The 15,973-nt window shown below is 46.1% G+C and carries 12 protein-coding genes; 11 read left to right on the top strand and 1 reads right to left on the bottom strand.

Annotated features, from left to right (window positions below):
• Positions 1-64: 64 nt before the first annotated feature.
• Complete coding sequence (murC, locus tag QUA56_RS02825; protein WP_333352927.1) at positions 65-1,621, bottom strand: UDP-N-acetylmuramate--L-alanine ligase; 1,557 nt, start codon at positions 1,619-1,621, stop codon at positions 65-67.
• Positions 1,622-2,575: 954 nt separating this feature from the next.
• On the opposite strand from murC, the gene nadD reads away from it, so the two are divergent.
• From nadD to QUA56_RS02770, 11 genes are all read left to right on the top strand, one after another.
• On the top strand, positions 2,576-3,289 hold the full coding sequence (gene nadD / locus QUA56_RS02820; protein WP_333352923.1) for a nicotinate (nicotinamide) nucleotide adenylyltransferase: 714 nt from the start codon (positions 2,576-2,578) through the stop codon (positions 3,287-3,289).
• A gap of 191 nt (positions 3,290-3,480) precedes the next feature.
• On the top strand, positions 3,481-4,500 hold the full coding sequence (locus QUA56_RS02815; protein WP_333352920.1) for a type I glyceraldehyde-3-phosphate dehydrogenase: 1,020 nt from the start codon (positions 3,481-3,483) through the stop codon (positions 4,498-4,500).
• Between the two features lie 450 nt (positions 4,501-4,950).
• Positions 4,951-5,910 (top strand): GDP-mannose 4,6-dehydratase, encoded by a 960-nt coding sequence (locus QUA56_RS02810; protein ID WP_333352918.1) that lies wholly within the window; start codon positions 4,951-4,953, stop codon positions 5,908-5,910.
• Between the two features lie 90 nt (positions 5,911-6,000).
• Positions 6,001-6,777, top strand: coding sequence for a glucose-1-phosphate cytidylyltransferase (rfbF, locus tag QUA56_RS02805; protein ID WP_333352914.1), 777 nt, complete (start codon positions 6,001-6,003; stop codon positions 6,775-6,777).
• A gap of 468 nt (positions 6,778-7,245) precedes the next feature.
• The gene (locus tag QUA56_RS02800) at positions 7,246-9,153 is read left to right on the top strand and encodes a hypothetical protein (protein WP_333352911.1); all 1,908 of its coding nucleotides are present in this window, start codon (positions 7,246-7,248) and stop codon (positions 9,151-9,153) included.
• A gap of 321 nt (positions 9,154-9,474) precedes the next feature.
• The gene (locus tag QUA56_RS02795; RefSeq protein WP_333352908.1) at positions 9,475-11,022 is read left to right on the top strand and encodes a PfkB family carbohydrate kinase; all 1,548 of its coding nucleotides are present in this window, start codon (positions 9,475-9,477) and stop codon (positions 11,020-11,022) included.
• Positions 11,023-11,024: 2 nt separating this feature from the next.
• Positions 11,025-11,606 carry an HAD family hydrolase gene (locus QUA56_RS02790; protein ID WP_333352905.1) on the top strand — a complete coding sequence of 194 codons (582 nt, stop codon included), beginning with the start codon at positions 11,025-11,027 and terminating at the stop codon, positions 11,604-11,606.
• 89 nt (positions 11,607-11,695) lie between these two features.
• The gene (locus tag QUA56_RS02785) at positions 11,696-12,694 is read left to right on the top strand and encodes an NAD-dependent epimerase/dehydratase family protein (protein WP_333352903.1); all 999 of its coding nucleotides are present in this window, start codon (positions 11,696-11,698) and stop codon (positions 12,692-12,694) included.
• 58 nt (positions 12,695-12,752) lie between these two features.
• A complete protein-coding gene (locus QUA56_RS02780; RefSeq protein WP_333352900.1) occupies positions 12,753-13,718 on the top strand; it encodes a thiamine pyrophosphate-dependent dehydrogenase E1 component subunit alpha in 966 nt (321 codons plus the stop codon).
• Between the two features lie 8 nt (positions 13,719-13,726).
• Entirely contained in the window at positions 13,727-14,791 is a 1,065-nt protein-coding gene (locus QUA56_RS02775) for an alpha-ketoacid dehydrogenase subunit beta (RefSeq protein ID WP_333352897.1), read from the top strand.
• Between the two features lie 27 nt (positions 14,792-14,818).
• Positions 14,819-15,970, top strand: coding sequence for a DegT/DnrJ/EryC1/StrS family aminotransferase (locus tag QUA56_RS02770; protein ID WP_333352894.1), 1,152 nt, complete (start codon positions 14,819-14,821; stop codon positions 15,968-15,970).
• Positions 15,971-15,973: the final 3 nt, after the last annotated feature.

The following is a 15,973-nucleotide window of genomic DNA, read 5'->3' as shown; positions in this document are numbered from 1 at the left end:
AGACAGCAGTGTCGGTACAACCTGCACCGCCCTGGCTGTCGATCGACTCTTCTGGGCGATCGAGCTAATCCGGGCGATCGGCTTCTTGATAAAAAGCCATAACCTCTGGAATAATCTGATTCAGATTGCCAGCACCCAAAAACAGAGCCAAATCCCCCGGTTGCAGATTTTCGGTTAAAAACTTACTTACCGAGTCCAGGGAAGGCCGAAACTCAACCTCTCGACCTTCTTTAGCAATCAAATCAGCAACCTGCTGCCCGCTAATCTCTCCTAAATTCGGTTCCCCAGCACTATAAATATCGCAAGCCACAACCAAATCAGCATCCCCAAAAGATTGAGCAAATTCTGGCAAAAAAGTCAGAGTCCGGCTGTAACGGTGGGGTTGAAAAATTGCAACCACTCTTCGTCGAGATTTGGGATTTTTTTCGCTACCTTCGATACGCAAGCGAGCCGCCGCCAAGGTAACGCGAATTTCGCTAGGATGGTGGGCGTAGTCGTCCACAAACAAGATGTCATTGTGAAAACCCCGCACCTCAAAACGGCGGCGAGCTCCTTCAAAGCCAGCAATCGCTTTCGCAATCGCCGAAAACTCTAACCCCACCAATCGACCCACTGCTACTGCAGCTAGTGCATTGCTGAGATTGTGTTTGCCTAGCAACTTCAACTCCAGTTCCCCCAGGAAAGCTCCTCGCTCCCAAATGCCAGCCTTAGTGCTTTCTGCCCCGTACTCCACGCCCGAAGCCGTGTAGTCAGCACCGCTGTCCCCCTGCAAGCTGTAGCTGACATTAGGCTGAAGGCAGTCTTTGACGATTTGGTCGTCAATGCAGCCCACCAAGGTTTGACAGTTTTGGGCAAACACCTTAAATGTGTCTATTACCTGGTCGAGGGTATCGTAATGGTCTGGATGATCCAGTTCCACATTTGTCACTATGCCAATTTTGGCTACCAGCTTGACGAGAGAACCGTCGGATTCATCAGCCTCGGCAACTAAGTAGGGGCCTTTCCCTAAACGAGCATTGCCTTCCCAAGCATTTACCTCGCCTCCTACCACGATCGTCGGGTCTAGACCCGCAGCCATCAGCATGAAGCCGATTAAGCTGCTAGTAGTAGTTTTGCCGTGAGTCCCCGCTACCGCTATGCTTTGGTAATCTTGAATTAACGCTGCCAACACATCCGAGCGATGAAAAATCGGACAGCCCAAATCTAAAGCAGCTCGATATTCGGCATTTTCCGGGTGAATTGCCGTCGAACATACTACTTGAGGCAATCCCGGAATTGCTTGGGCGTTGGAACCGTTGCCGTTGAATTTGGGAGCTTCGGCTGTCGCGACGGAAGTCCCTACCGTGCCAGCGACTGCCGAGGATACGGCCCCAAGCGGCCCCCGATCGGGACTGCTACCGTTGAGGGCCGTTTGAAATAATTCAAAATTTCTGGCGTCTTGACTCCAAAAAATGTGAGCTCCCATTCCTTGCAAGCGCTCGGTTATGTGACTCGATTTAATGTCGGAGCCGTACACGGGCAACTTGCGTTTAGCTAGAATGTAGGCAAGGGCTGACATCCCAATCCCACCAATGCCGATGAAATGAAATGGTTTACCGCTGAAATCAACAGAACTCGGCATCTTCACTCCTCACACACCACACCACGCCAATAACACGCGATATCATATCAAGAATTGTTTTTTCAGGATACAGTTCGCTAGAGATTCTGTACAAAATTCTCTGCGCGTCCCTAGAAATGCGGGACTTGTAGAGATGTTTGTCTTGTATCCTATATGACTTAGTACCGAGTAGTTTTCCGGAACAGTCACAGCTCGAAAATAGCAGGTCAGAGAAAATGGGGTCTGGGGTCTGGGCCAACAGACGAATTTTGGGTGGTTGCATACTCCTGCATTCTATTTCTATCCGCCTGCTGTGCTGGGATACGGCAGCAAAAGCCCCACAACCTTTTTACCAAGATTGAGGGTAAAACCCATAAGGATTTACAAACACTACCACGAACAACAAAATTTCGCTCATTTTCTGGTCATTTATCTACTTTTACGGTCATTTTTTCTTGAAAGTCAGAGATTGACACGATCGCAACTCTAGTATAGATTTTTACTTACTTGTATATATACAAGTTATGCAGTTAGTCGAAATAGTCGAAAAGTGATTGAGCGAACCCAATCATTGGTTCGATCGAGCAGCCGATGCACGCTCTGGGCATCCCTTAAAATTTTTACCGCGCTAAGTATATCTACCGTCAAAACTTTTTGACTTGGCAACAAACGAATGGTCAGGCGGTGGCTCGCGCACTCAAAACAAGTTGGGATTAATATTGGCAAGGTGAATCATCAGTCCCGGACGCACTCCGACCCTCAGAACCGGGTTTTTTAACTCTTATTGAAGGTTTGAACGAAGTAAGATGATTAAAAAACCCGGTTTCAGCCTCCAGGACAACCGTCAAAACTTTGGTCGTCCAGGGGTTTGTCCCCGATGTGAAGCGAGGGTTTTGTAATTAACGAGCTTATGGGTAAAAGCGTACAAACAGAAAATTTGCGCGATGTCTGTATTAATCGTGATGTTTGGGAAATATGGGGAAAATAGCGATTTTGGGGGGGACTTTTGACCCGGTGCACTGGGGTCACGTGTTGGCGGCCGAGACGGCTGCGAGTCAATTTAGTCTCGATCGAGTCATTTGGGTACCCGATCGCTCTCCTCCTCACAAGTGGCGCCCGGATTTGGCAAGTTTCGATCGCCGGCGGGAAATGCTCGCTCTCGCGATCGCCGATCGCCCAGACTTCCTACTTTCGCCGCCGGAGGCAAATCCCTCCGGCAGTTCTTTTGCGATTGACACCCTGCTGTATTTGCAAAAATTGTATCCAGGCGATATGTGGTACTGGATTATTGGTAGCGACGCACTCCTTACTCTCCCAAAATGGCACCGGTGCGGCGAAATTGCCGGGTTGTGCGACTGGTTGGTGGCCCCGCGTCGGAGTCAGGGAGATCGAGAGACAGGAGAAAGCGAGGAGATTGGGGGATCGTCCGAGTGGGGTGATTGTGCGAGTGGAAAACCCATTGATTCCGGGGGAGACAGGATGCAGGTTCAGGCAAATGCTGTTGGCCGGCGAGTTGCCGAACAAATGGCTCTTTTGGACGTGGAAATTCGCTGGGAGGTGCTGTCCATGCCTGCGATCGAGATTTCGTCGAGCCACATCCGCCGCTGCTGCGCCGAAAGTCGCAACCTCCGCTACTTAGTCCCGGAAGTTGTCCGAACTTATATTGCCGCCCACCAGCTTTACCAGTAACTAGCGGCGGAAAGCCCAATGCCTTCTGGCTTGCGATTTCTGCCTTCTAAAAAAGTTCAAGCTTTTTTTGATAAACACAAAAAGTTAGAAAGGATCGACCTTTGCGATATGATCTTCTCTCATAAGTCAATTCTTAAATTTTTCCAAAATTTCAGCCTGAGCTAGGGGCTGCCATCATTAGGAGGTACAAGGTGATTAGAGTCGCGATCAATGGTTTTGGACGTATCGGGCGCAGTTTTGCGCGCTGCTGGTTGGGCCGAGAAAACAGCCAGCTAGAGCTGGTAGCTATTAATGACACTTCCGATCCGAAAACTAATGCTCACTTGCTGAGATACGATTCCATGATGGGAACGTTGAAGGATGTGGACATCAGTACAGATGAAAATTCCATTACTCTAAATGGGAAGACAGTTAAATGCGTGAGCGATCGTAATCCGCTCAACCTGCCTTGGAAAGATTGGGGTATTGATCTGATTATTGAAGCGACCGGCGTCTTCGTTGACCAGGCTGGTGCATCGAAGCATATCACTGCCGGCGCTAAAAAAGTGCTAATTACCGCTCCCGGCAAGGGGCCTGAAGTCGGCACCTATGTGATGGGAGTCAACCACCACAACTACAAGCACAGTGACTACACTGTCATCAGCAATGCTAGCTGTACTACTAACTGTCTGGCTCCTGTACTGAAAGTGCTGCACGAAAATTTTGGCATCGTCAAAGGCATGATGACCACTACCCACAGCTATACTGGCGACCAGCGCTTGCTGGATGCCAGCCACCGGGATTTGCGGCGCGCGCGGGCTGCTGCGATGAATATTGTGCCGACTTCTACCGGAGCGGCCCAAGCTGTGGCTTTGGTGATTCCAGAATTGAAGGGTAAGTTAAATGGCATCGCTATGCGCGTGCCGACTCCTAATGTGTCGGTAGTTGATTTTGTGGCTCAGGTAGAGAAAAAGACTTTTGCCGAGCAAGTAAATCAAGTGTTCAAAGAAGCAGCCGAAGGCCCCATGAAGGGGATTTTGGAGTACAACGATTTGCCTCTGGTTTCTTGCGATTATCGCGGAAACGATGCTTCTTCGATCCTGGATTCCAGCTTGACGCTAGTCATGGATGGCGACATGGTGAAGCTGTTGGCTTGGTATGACAATGAGTGGGGCTACAGTCAGCGGGTGGTAGACTTGGCTGAATTGGTCGCCCAAAGGTGGGAAGCCTAATACTCGAAGGCAGAAGGCATTAGTCATTCGGCAGAAGGTAAAATGCTGATATTTTGTACTTTTGAGTCGATTTCTAGCTGACTGGTTATTTCTGTTTTCGAGCCGTAGAGACTTTTGGCAGTTGATAGTTGGCGAGTAGAAGATGAAATATCGTAGGGACACGGCAGTGCCGTGTCCCTACCCGATATCTGTGGGACACGGCAGTGCCGTGTCCCTACCCGATGTCTGTATGCTGATCCTCCCAGCTATCGAACTTTTTGCAAGAATACTTCGATCGGGTTTTCGGGTCTGCTCGATGATAAACTTGTTGTTTGTAGTAAGCACTGAAACTTGCTCTGGCAAGTCCTCGGAAAATCCAAAATATTAAAATAATAAAAATTCCGACTAAAAAAGTTAAAAACCTGGAAAAATAGCAAGAGCTACGGTATAGCTTTGAAAGCAAAATGTGATATGAAAAAAGCGTTAATTAGCGGTATATCAGGTCAAGATGGAGCTTATTTAGCTAAACTGCTGCTCGATCGAGGTTATGAAGTTTGTGGCACCTCTAGGGACGCTCAAATGTCTAGTTTCGGAAACCTGGGTCGTTTGGGCATCCGAGACAGAGTAAAACTAGAATCCATGTCTCTCAACGATTTTCGCAGCGTCTTGCAGGTACTAGCGAAAATTCAGCCCGACGAAGTGTACAATCTAGCAGGCCAAAGTTCTGTCGGCTTGTCTTTTGAACAACCCGTAGAAACCCTCGAAAGCATTGCCACAGGAACATTGAATCTGTTAGAAGCAATTCGGTTTACAGGCGGAAAAATTAAACTTTACAATGCCAGTTCCAGCGAATGTTTTGGGGATACCGGAGGGAATCCAGCGGATGAAAATACGCCTTTTCGCCCCAGAAGTCCTTACGCGGTAGCGAAAGCAACGGCATTTTGGGAAGTAGCGAATTATCGGGAAGCGTACAATTTGTTTGCGTGTTCTGGTATTCTGTTCAATCACGAGTCCCCGCTGCGGCCGGAGAGGTTCGTCACCCAAAAAATTGTATCTGTTGTGTGCCGAATTGCTGCGGGTAGTTCCGAAAAACTGCATTTGGGAAATATTTCAGTGCAGCGAGACTGGGGTTGGGCGCCGGAATATGTGGAGGCGATGTATTTGATGTTGCAGCAGGAAGAACCGGACGATTATGTAATTGCAACAGGTGTAAGTTATCCTTTGGAGGAGTTTGTGCAGACAGCTTTTGTTTCTGCGGGTTTGGATTGGCAGGAACATTTAGTAACCGATGCGAGTCTCTACAGACCGACGGAGATTGCAGTTGGGAGGGGAAATCCGGGTAAGGCGAAGCAAAAGTTGGGATGGGAGGCGAAGTATAAGATGCCCGATGTGGTGCGGATGATGGTGGAAGCGAGGATGGGTAAGGTTTGAAATTTTTTTCATAAAAGATAGCTCTTGGTTTGGAATAAATACCTGTTCTGAATTATCAGCGGTTGTGTACCATTTTCAAGATGTAAAAAAATGCAAGTAGTTATACTAGCCGGCGGTTTGGGTACTCGTCTCCGAGAAGAAACTGAATTTCGTCCTAAGCCCCTAGTTGATGTGGGGGGGTATCCAATTCTCTGGCATATTATGAAGACATATGCCCATTACGGTTTCCGGGACTTTATTGTGTGTTTGGGCTATCGTGGCAACATGATTAAGGAGTATTTCCTGAATTATGAAGCTATGAATAATGATTTTACTATTTGCCTGGGCCGTCAAAATCAGATTACCTATCACGAGGATCATCGCGAGCAAGATTTTAAGGTGACGCTGGCGGAAACAGGGCCAGACAGCATGACTGGGGGGCGGGTGAAACGTGTGGAGAAATACATTACTGATGATACCTTTATGGTGACATACGGTGATGGAGTTGCTGATATCGATATTGGAGCTTTGGTGGATTTTCATAAGGCTCATGGTAAGCTGGCAACTGTTAGTACAGTTCGTCCGATATCGAGATATGGTATTTTAGATGTGGACAACCAAGGCAAAGTTCTGGAATTCACCGAAAAACCTCAAGTAGATGGTTGGGCAAGTGCCGGATTTTTGGTACTTCACCGCAGCATATTTGAGGCTTTGAGCGGAGATGATTGTTTTTTTGAGCGAGAGCCACTAGAGCGCTTAGCAGCGGAGGGACAATTGATGGCGTACCGCCACGAAGGTTTCTTTTTTGCGATGGATACTTACCGCGAGTATAAATATTTGAACGAACTTTGGGATAATGGAGAGGCTCCTTGGAGGGTGTGGGAATGAGTGAGTTTTGGCGCGATCGTCGATGATCGCAAGCCTCCTCAAAGTCCAAAGCCAATAGGAAGCTAACGCAAGCCGAGCAGATATTTATGTACCGTTACTGTATCTAAGACCGTTAAGATAGCTAAATTTTATAAATTGTGGTGCAATTGGGAACTATAATGGCTGGTTAAACGCTAAATTTGATACTCCCGCCGAGCATTGGTCTCAACTTAAGACTAAAAACCTTGAGAAACCTAGTTTTTACCGCAGTCTAGATCCTCCTCGCATCCCCCTTAAGAAGGGGACTTTGAGAATACTCTTGTCCCCCATTTCTTAAGGGGGGCGCCGGGAGGATATAAGCTTAATAGTTAAACAGCAGTCGGTGACTACGTTTGAGCTTAAGTTGACACTAATGCCCGCCGACGAGAAGTCCCTACTTTCAGCGTTAGCTACACCGGAAAACTTGAGAGTTTGCTTTTTGAGGAAAAAATGAGTAAGTGGACAAGAACTTTTACCTTTAAAGGTAAAGAGTTATATTACAATCGGATAAAATTTAATAATCCGACCGAAAGAGCCGTAGAAATTTCGATTGCCTTTGATTTTATTGCTAATCTGGAAAATCCTCAAAAAATCCTGGAAATTGGCAACGTACTCTCCCACTACGAAAACTCTTTGAGCGAAAATATTGGTATCAGATCGAGACGAATTGTAGATAAATTTGAAGTCGATCTAGGTGTAGAAAATCAAGATTTGATGAGCTTGCCATCAGCGGAAAAATATGACGCAATAGTATCAATTTCGAGTGTCGAACACGTAGGGCAAGCAGACGATCCTTCAGGAGGCTATGGCGAACAGATAGAATCCCGCGATCTAGAAGGTCCTCTAAAGGCGATCGCTAAAATTTACGATCTACTTGCTCTTGATGGAAAAGCCTTGATTACTGTTCCTTTTGGAAGACTTACAGATGGAGAATGGTACATTCAATTTAGCAAAGAGTATTTAGAGGTTTTATGGAAAAAATATGGCATCCCGAAAGATGCTATATCCGCCAACTATTTAAAGCTAATAGATAGAGAAACAGCCGACGATAAGCATTATATGCTTTGGAGAGAAGTAGATGTTCGAGAACTTAGCAATAGCGAATACGGATGGCCTTTGTCACAGGCAAATGCAATTGCAATAATAGAATTATCCAAGGTTTCAATCGACTTTAATCTCAACTTAAACGTAGAACCAACTGATTTATATTACAATATGACCTACGAACAGCGGAGAGAGTTTGAACAGTGCAAAGCCCAACTGCATCAGAGTCAAAGAGAGTTGGCGCAGTCACAGTCGCAACTATATCAAACTCAGGCAGAATTAGAACAATCCCTGATCGAACTAAATCAAACTCAGAAAGAGTTAGAAGTAGTCCAAGGTCAAATTTATCCCGTTCAAGCAGAAGTCGAACTGGCGCAAGCTCAAATTTATCAAACTCAGCAAGAGTGCACTGAATTTCAGTCCCAACTAGATCGAGTTCAGGAAGAGTTGGAACAAGTGCATCCCCAACTGCATCAAACTAGAAGCGAGTTGGAGATATCCCAGTCGCAACTGTACAAAACTCAGGGAGAGTTGGAATTAACCGAAGCTCAACTATATCAAGCTCAGGAAGAGCGAGATCGATTTGAGTCGCAAATGTATCAGGCTCAGGAAGATTCGGAATTAATGGACATTCAACTGCATCAAATTCAGGGAGAATTAGAACTATTCCAAGCCGAACACCATCAAACTCAGCAAGAATTGGAACTATCCCAAGCCGAACACCATCAAACTCAGCAAGAATTGGAACTATCCCAAACCGAACACCATCAAACTCGGCAAGAATTGGAACTATCGCAATCGCAACTGCACTCGACTCAGCAAGAATTGGAACTATCCCAAGCCGAACACCATCAAATTCAGCAAGAATTGGAACATTCGCAGTCGCAACTGCACTCGACTCAGCAAGAATTGGAACATTCGCAGTCACAACTGCACTCGACTCAGCAAGAATTGGAACAGTCGCAGTCACAACTGCACAAAACTGCGGGGGAATTAGAGAGATGGCGTTTTCAGCAAAGTGCTGTCAAAAATACAGATGAAAACAACCAGGTGCAGTACGGTGCAATAGTCTGGGAGGCTTGGCATGCTTATCGCAATGACGATTTGGCTGGGATGTCTAATTCTCTACAGAAATCTTTGCATTGTACGCCTTTCTCACCGACAGAGACAGTTGTGAACTGGTTAGAAAATTTTGGTCGCTTTTCCTTAGAAAAAGGCGAGTATCTCGATACTAACTCCCTGAGCAATTCACGGGAATGGAAAGAATTGATGAGGCGTGTCCTTGCTGTCAAAACTAGGGTAGGGCGGATCTAGGTTGAGGTGGCGGGAACATTAGGCTTGAGTGGGAGTCTGGTGTTTAAAATAGCCACCGGGGATATAGGCGCACACACACCTTCCCCCTGGGATCATCCCATGTTTGTAACTCTGCGGTTAAAACTGTTCGAGAATAGCGTGGCATAAATGAAACTCGATTCGCTGTGGGTGAAAAAAGTCCGCTTATCTTTTTTAACGCAAGTTTGTAGACGCGCGATCGCGAACATCACCTGGTATAGTTACAAAAACTGGGATTCTCCCGTCTTGTAGGGTGGGTATGCAAGCCCGTCATAGTTGGAAATTACACCATTTAGTTCAAAGATGCTGACCAAAAACACAGAAAAATATCTTGATTTTGAAACTTGTAAAGAGGTACTTGCTAATGTCCGAGAGCAGAACCGTAAGATAGTTCTCTGTCATGGGGTGTTCGACTTGCTTCACCCGGGTCACATTGCCCACTTGCAAGAAGCAAAAGCTTTGGGAGATGTATTGGTAGTTTCAATTACCGCAGCTCATTATGTTAACCGAGGCCCTGGAAGACCAGTTTTTTCTGATGATTTGCGACTTTATTCTATTGCCTCTTTAGCTTGCGTAGACTACGTGCTATTGGCTCCTGTGGCTACAGCTTTAGATGTGCTCGATCGAGTTCAGCCAAATTTTTACTGCAAAGGTCACGAATATGCTGATCACAGTCAAGATGTTACTAAAAATATTGACCGTGAAGCAGATCGAGTCAAAGCTTACGGCGGAGAAATTCGCTATACAGGCGAGATTGTCTTTAGCTCAACAAAGCTGCTCAATAACTATACCGATGTGTTGCCACCGCATATCAAAAGCTATGCTATCCAATTAAGCCAGCAATACCCTTTTGAGGCAATTCGCAAGGGCATTGATGCGATGCAAAAGCTCAAAGTCTTAGTGTTGGGCGATGTCATTATTGATGAATTTGTTCACTGTACAGTGCAGGGTTTGACTTCTAAAGGAAGAGTTATTTCGACTCGCTTTTTGAAAAAAGAGCAGCATTTAGGAGGTTCTTTGGCTATTGCCCGCCACATCGCCAGTTTTGTAGACTCTGTAACTGTGGCTGGTGTGGTAGGGAATGAGCCAGACATTCACAGCTTAATTTTGAATAACATAAATGGCAGTATTAGGCTAGATTTACAATATGAAAATGGTGCCGCCACCGTTACCAAACGCCGTTACATTGAGCGGCAGGGAATGAGGGATAATTACACCAAGCTGTTTTCTATTAATGAGCTGCAAGAAGAAGGATATGCTCCCAATCAGCGGCAAAATTTATTAGATCGTTTGGCGAAAACGATTCGGGATTATGACATGGTGGTGGTTGCAGATTACGGACATGGATTGCTGGATTCTGAACTCATGGATTTGGTTCAAAATGAAGCTCCTTTTTTAGCTTTGAACTGCCAAACAAATAGTGCAAATTATGGCTATAACTTAATTACTAAGTACCGCCGAGCAGATGTTTTTTGCTTGGACGAACAAGAATTACGTTTAGCTTTTTCTAGCCGTTACGGAGACCACAATTATCTGCTTAAAGGCTTGTTCAAACATCTAGATGCTCAGCAAGGATGGCTCACTCTAGGTTCTGCGGGAGCGTTGGGAATCAATGCTAAAGAAGAAGAAGATGTAAGTCCAGCAATGACGTTGGCAGTAAAGGATACAATAGGGGCGGGCGATGCATTTTTTGCTCTGGCTAGCTTGAGTGCGAAGTTGGAATTACCGCTCGCAGTTGGTTCGCTGCTGGGGAATTTAGCCGGGGCGATTTCAGCGAATACTCTTGGCAATGCTGAACCAGTAGAAAAAGCTCGGTTGTTGAAATTTGCTACTACAGTGTTAAAGGTATAGAGATGCCATCTTTAAGCAAACCGCAAGCAATTTTGTGCGATCGGGACGGCACTCTCATCCAAGATTGTCACTTTCTCAGCAGTCCTAACCAAATAGAATGGATTCCTGGGGTGTTGGCGGCGCTAAAAATCTTGAACAACCTGGGAATTAAAGTGCTGGTGCTGACAAATCAATCTGGTGTCGCTAGGGGTTATTTCAATAGGGAAGCAGTGGAGGCAGTTAATGATAAAATGCGGCGGGATGCTGAAGCGACTTCAGGTGCGATCGCAGATTTTTATTACTGTCCCCATCACCCGAAAGGTGAAGTTATCCAGTATAGTTACGCTTGTGAATGTCGCAAGCCAAAACCTGGGATGTTTCTCCAAGCCATTCGAAAACACAGCCTGACCTCGGCTCAATGTTGGGCGATCGGGGATAGGCTCAGGGACTTAGAGCCTGGTTTCGAGTTAGGCATGAAAGCTTTTCTGGTTAAAACTGGCTATGGAATACAGGAACAGCAAGAGTTATCTAAAAGTGCTTACGCACAGCAAGTGACTGCCATTTCGTCAATGCCTGCTATTCTGTCCCTCATACAAGAGGGCTAATTTTTGATAAACCAGAAATATTACCTGCAATGCCTGTGCGAAAATAATAACTGCCCGAGAAGATGTCAACGCAATTTAAGGAAGTAAGTATGAATCAAATCCAACAAGTTCTGGTCACAGGTGGAGCGGGTTATGTGGGAGCTGTCTTGGTTCCTAAGCTCTTGCAAGCTGGATATCGGGTAAAGGTGATTGACCTCTATATCTATGGTGAGGATGTTCTAGCTGCTGTTAAAGATAATCCGAGTTTGGAACAGATTAAGGGAGATATCCGCGATCGCGCCCTCCTGGAAAAAATAATGCCAGGATGTGATGCTGTCATTCACTTAGCTTGCATCTCCAATGACCCCAGTTTTGAATTAGATCCCGATCTCGGCAAATCAATTAATTACGATGCTTTTATTGACTTAGTAGATGTTGCAAAAGACAGTGGGGTAAAACGGTTTATCTATGCTTCTTCTTCCAGTGTTTACGGTATCAAAGAAACCGAAAATGTTAACGAAGAATTGCCACTGCAACCTTTAACAGACTATTCCAAGTATAAAGCAATGTGCGAGGATGTGTTGCTGGCAAACCGCGAACCGGGGTTTGTTACCTTGATTCTGCGGCCGGCAACCGTCTGCGGTTATTCCCCTCGTTTGCGGCTAGATTTGACAGTGAATATCCTCACTAACCACGCTGTCAATAATGGTAAAATTACCGTGTTTGGGGGCGAACAAAAACGACCAAATATTCACATTGAGGATATGACAGACCTTTATATCAAGTCGCTCCAGTTGCCTGATGAGGCGATCGACGGTAAGATTTTCAACGCGGGTTATGAAAATCATACGGTGATGCAAATTGCTCAAATGGTGCGAAATGTGGTAGGAAAACAGGTAGAAATTGTCAGCACGCCGACCAATGACAACCGCTCTTATCACATTTCATCGGAGAAGATTAAGAGAGAACTGGGGTTTGTGCCGCAGCACACAATTGAAGATGCCGTGCAGGATTTAGTAAAGGCGTTTGATGCTAATTTGATTCCCAATCCGATGACAGATAGCCTTTATTACAATATTAAAGTCATGCAAGAAATTAACCTGAAGTAAGTAAATGGTTGGCAATTAAGCGTATCCAATTTGTCTATAATTTTCAGGTAAAATAACCATGCCTCCAGAATTGCAGAAACAACTATTTTTCTCCATGCTCCGCATCCGCCTGGTAGAGGAGAAAATAGTTGAACTCTATCCTCAACAGGAAATGCGCTGCCCGATACACTTGTCTATCGGTCAAGAAGCGATCGCCGCTGGCGTTTGTGCCACGCTTTACCCGACTGATGCCGTTTTTAGCAATCACCGAGCTCACGGTCACTATTTAGCAGCCGGAGGGAACTTAAAAGCTTTTTTAGCTGAGATGTATGGGAAAGTCACAGGTTGCTGTCAAGGTAAAGGCGGGTCGATGCACTTGATCGATTTGGAGGCCGGATTTATGGGTTCTGCTCCCATTGTCGGCGGCACAATACCTGTGGCGGTAGGCGCTGCTCTGGGAGCCGTCATGCAAGGATTAAAGAAAGTAGTGGTGGTATTCTTCGGAGAAGCAACCACAGAGGAAGGCGTTTTTCACGAAAGTGTTAATTTCGCTGCCTTAAAAAATCTACCCGTCGTTTTTGTGTGCGAAAACAACTTGTACTCCGTGTACACGGGGATGAGCGAACGCCAACCCCTAGGGCGAGAAGTGTATGCTCTAGCCAAGTCTCACAATATTCCCAGCTTTCAAGGGGACGGAAATGATGTTGCAGAAGTTTATCAGATGACCACTGAAGCGGTGCAACGTGCAAGGAGTGGTGGTGGGCCAACTTTTCTGGAGTTCAAAACTTACCGATGGCGGGAACATTGTGGGCCGAACTACGACAATGACTTGGGTTATCGCACGGAAGCTGAATTTCAAGAGTGGAAAGTGCGTTGTCCCATTCAACGCACCCAAGCTCAGTTACTAGAGCAAGGGATTCTGACAGCAGAAGACTTGGAGGAGATGATAAGGGTAATCTCCTCTGAGGTAGAGGAAGCGGTCAGCTTTGCCAAAAGTAGCCCCTTCCCAGATCCGCAAATTCTCTTCCAGCATATCTACGCATGAATCAGACTATGACCCAACGCGAACTAACCTTTGCTCAGGCAATTAAAGAAGCTCTTACTCAGGCGATGGTCGCAGATTCGACCGTCTATGTCATGGGAGAAGGGGTTCCCGATCCTAAAGGCATTTTTGGCACTACCTTGGGACTGCAGGAGAAATTTGGCAAAGAGCGAGTGCTGGATATGCCGTTAGCTGAAAATGGTATGACTGGCGTGGCAATTGGTTCTGCACTGGCGGGGATGCGCCCGGTTTTGGTGCATCAGCGGGTAGACTTTGCGCTACTGGCGATGGATCAAATGGTGAACAACGCCGCTAAGTGGCACTATATGTTTGGTGGCAAAGCATCTGTTCCGCTGGTGATTCGCCTAGTCATCGGTCGGGGTTGGGGTCAAGGGCCGCAACACTCCCAAAGTCTGCAAGCTTGGTTTGCTCATGTGCCGGGGTTAAAAGTGGTGATGCCGACAACGCCTTATGATGCTAAGGGGTTGCTGATTGCCGCGATCGAAGACAATAACCCTGTCATATTTTTTGAACATCGCTGGCTCCACCAAATTTTTGGCCCAGTACCAGAGGAAATGTACCGCGTCCCACTTGGCAAAGCTCGGAAAATCCGAGAAGGTCATGATGTAACGATTGTTTCAACTTCTTACATGACGCTGGAAGCGTTGCGGGCTGCTGAGTTGTTGTCGCGAGACGGGATAGAAGCAGAAATCGTGGATGTGCGATCGCTCAAACCCTTAGATACCGAAACTATTTTGGAATCAGTACGCAAAACCGGGAGACTGATTGCAGCCGATGCAGCTTGGCGAACCTTGGGTTTTGCCAGCGAAATCCTAGCTATTGTGGCAGAAGAAGCTTATCCTTTTCTTAAATGCAGTCCCAAACGGATAGCTCTTCCTGATGTGTACGCACCATCTAGTCCGGCGATCGCCAACGATTACTACCCCCGCGCTGTTGACATTGTAAATGCTGCCCGCACGATGATGGGTTTGGTCGTACAAACAGAAACAGAATTGGGAATTATGCGGGAAACTCCCCTGGATGTTCCAGATAAAAGATTCACAGGACCGTTTTAATACTCACCCAATTAAAACTTATTAAAAATGACAAGGCTCCAGGCTCCAATTATCAATTCTCAATCCCAGGTAGAGCGAATCCCTTACGTTGATTTAGCCCAACAGCACGCGCTAATCAAGTCCGAAATCTTGGCGGCTATTAGCGAAGTGTTAGACAGCGGGCAGTTTATTTTAGGTGAACAAGTATCGGAATTTGAGCGTCAATTTGCAGAAATGTGCGGTGTCCGCTATGCTGTTGGCGTTAACTCAGGTACGGATGCCTTAATTTTTGCCCTTAAAGCTTTGGGAATCCGCAGCGGTGATGAAGTAATTACAGCACCTAATTCCTTTATTGCTTCAGCAACCTGTATTAGAGTTCTAGGAGCTAAACCGGTCTTTGTGGATGTGCGCGATGATTATAATATCGATCCCGATAAAATTGCGGCTGCTATTACTTCTAAAACTAAAGCTATTTTACCAGTTCACCTCACAGGCCGTCCCTGCGATATGGAGCCTATTTTAGAATTGGCAAAAGAGAAAGGATTATATGTGGTGGAAGATGCGGCTCAAGCAGTCTTGGCTGAATATAAAGGTCGGCGAGTCGGTTCATTTGGTACAATAGGCGGGTTTAGTTTGCATCCGCTGAAAACTTTAAATGCTTGCGGCGATGGTGGCGTTCTCACCACAAACGATCCTGAATTGTATGACAAGTTGAAAATTATGCGGAATATTGGTCTTCGCACCCGCGATGACTGTGTGATGTGGTCGCACAATTCTCGCCTAGACACGATGCAAGCTGCAATTTTACTGGTAAAATTACGCTATCTCGAAGCTTGGACCCAACAGCGCCGCCAAAATGCCTGTTATTACCAGGCTAGATTGGCAGGAATTGAGCAGGTGAAATTGCCGTTGGAAAAAGAATATGAAAAGTGCGCTTACCACACTTTTGTTATTCAAGCAGAACGCCGTGAAGAACTGCGGCAATTTCTGGGAGAAAGGGGAATAGGTACATCTGTTCACTATCCAGTTCCTATCCACTTCTCTACTGTCGGAAAAGAGTTAGGATATGGAGAGGATAGTTTTCCCGTGACTGAACGACAGGCTAATCTAATTTTAAGTCTGCCAGTAAATCAGGGGTTAACAGAGGAGCAGTTAGAGCGTGTTTGCGACAGTATTCAAGCGTTTTATGGTAGTAATTGAAGG

The organism is Microcoleus sp. N3A4, assembly GCF_036701805.1.
Lineage (GTDB): Bacteria > Cyanobacteriota > Cyanobacteriia > Cyanobacteriales > Microcoleaceae > Microcoleus.
Note: the sequence above shows the minus strand (reverse complement) of the source record. Positions and strands in the feature narration are given on the sequence as shown.

Coding starts and splice junctions, on each gene's coding strand:
- murC (WP_333352927.1), bottom strand. CDS start 1,621: ATGCCGAGTTCTGTTGATTTCAGCGGTAAACCATTTCATTTCATCGGC.
- nadD (WP_333352923.1), top strand. CDS start 2,576: ATGGGGAAAATAGCGATTTTGGGGGGGACTTTTGACCCGGTGCACTGG.
- QUA56_RS02810 (WP_333352918.1), top strand. CDS start 4,951: ATGAAAAAAGCGTTAATTAGCGGTATATCAGGTCAAGATGGAGCTTAT.
- rfbF (WP_333352914.1), top strand. CDS start 6,001: ATGCAAGTAGTTATACTAGCCGGCGGTTTGGGTACTCGTCTCCGAGAA.
- QUA56_RS02800 (WP_333352911.1), top strand. CDS start 7,246: ATGAGTAAGTGGACAAGAACTTTTACCTTTAAAGGTAAAGAGTTATAT.
- QUA56_RS02795 (WP_333352908.1), top strand. CDS start 9,475: ATGCTGACCAAAAACACAGAAAAATATCTTGATTTTGAAACTTGTAAA.
- QUA56_RS02790 (WP_333352905.1), top strand. CDS start 11,025: ATGCCATCTTTAAGCAAACCGCAAGCAATTTTGTGCGATCGGGACGGC.
- QUA56_RS02785 (WP_333352903.1), top strand. CDS start 11,696: ATGAATCAAATCCAACAAGTTCTGGTCACAGGTGGAGCGGGTTATGTG.
- QUA56_RS02780 (WP_333352900.1), top strand. CDS start 12,753: ATGCCTCCAGAATTGCAGAAACAACTATTTTTCTCCATGCTCCGCATC.
- QUA56_RS02775 (WP_333352897.1), top strand. CDS start 13,727: ATGACCCAACGCGAACTAACCTTTGCTCAGGCAATTAAAGAAGCTCTT.
- QUA56_RS02770 (WP_333352894.1), top strand. CDS start 14,819: ATGACAAGGCTCCAGGCTCCAATTATCAATTCTCAATCCCAGGTAGAG.